1 protein-coding gene is annotated in these 1,363 nt (G+C 39.8%); it reads left to right on the top strand.

Features of this window, described 5'->3' with window-relative positions; all coding sequences use genetic code 11:
- A partial coding sequence (locus tag VF724_RS21185) for a hypothetical protein (protein ID WP_371756222.1) occupies window positions 1-930 on the top strand: 930 nt, incomplete at its 5' end.
- Between the last annotated feature and the right edge of the window lie 433 nt (window positions 931-1,363).

Here is a 1,363-nt window from a genome sequence, read left to right as displayed (position 1 = left end):
CTTCGTCAAATATTATCCTCAAGCGCTTCGTGCGTCAAAGATGAAAACATGCGTAAAAGCGAGAAAAACGAAGAAAACATTAATTTATTGAGGGAGGATCTCATGCAGATTTTTGGGTTATACGGTAAAAGCGGTACCGGAAAAAGTCATAAATCAATGGAAGTGATGTCCAAATACGAAATTGATGCTGTTATCGATGACGGAATCCTGATAATCAATAGAATCCGCGTTGCGGGAAGCTCCGCTAAGAATGAACGGTATATGCACGCCGCAACAAAGAGGGCAATATTTCAATCCGAAGAACATCGCAGAGAGGTAGTCAATGCGATTCAAACGTATCAGGTGAAAAGATTGCTGATCATCGGAACATCCCAAAAGATGGTATTAAGAATCATTGAACGATTGGCGTTGCCGGGGGATGTGAATTGGCTACCCATCGAACAGTTTCAAACGGCTGAGGAACTCAGAATCGCAAGGGAAAGACGAAGCCAAGGGTACCACATCATTCCCATGCAACCTATAGAAGTGGAAAAAACGTACTCGGGCTGGTTTCGGAAATTGATTGTACGTTTCGGGAAACGAAAGGAAGAAGTTACGCTAATTAAACCTTTTTATAACGTAATAAGCGGCGTGAAACCCAATTTTTGGGGAGACGGAAGGATTGTGTTCTACTCTGAAGCCATTCGGAAGATGATTATTATTGCATCTCGAAATTACCGGAAGCTGATCATCGACGACATCAAAGTCGATCATGGTCAAATCACTGTTGTATTGTCCGTTTATTATGGAGAATCGATAAAACTCATTCTGGACTGGAGAAATCAAATTGTCGATGAGCTAACGGAGTTGCTGGGGATTCGGTGTTTGATCAATGTGGAGTGGAAAGCGGTTGTTCTGAATTCCAAATCCAGAAAATTTATTCAGGGATGACTCGATTAGAAAAGTTAGCCCATATGTTTTGCGATGCTGCATAGTATTTCGAATATTAAAAAATAGATTGACTCAAAATCAATGCTGGAATATACTTACATTGAATTCAAAATTGTCAGCAATATTAAATTCAAAAACAAAAATAATACTATCAATTTTTTTACAAAACGATGTAATCGCTTACAATTTGCATCTCTATTATTTATGATTTTTGGCTGCCATCGCTCTGTGGCTGCCCTCCATATTCAACTAAGCATCAGGCAGGGATGAATCGTTAGTTTTCTCTTTACTTACATATTTTTTTAAATAAAAAACTATGAAAGTGGGTAAAGACATGTCCAACGAACAAGTGTCTACAGCGGTTGTTGTCCATGCCATCATCGATGGCGAGAGGGTGAGGACCGAAAAGCAATACGCTCGGGAAAATCCGGCA

Origin of the sequence: Ferviditalea candida (genome assembly GCF_035282765.1) — a bacterium.
Taxonomy (GTDB): Bacteria; Bacillota; Bacilli; order Paenibacillales; family KCTC-25726; genus Ferviditalea; species Ferviditalea candida.
The sequence above is the reverse complement of the archived record's forward strand: the minus strand, read 5'-3'. Positions and strand labels throughout refer to the sequence as shown.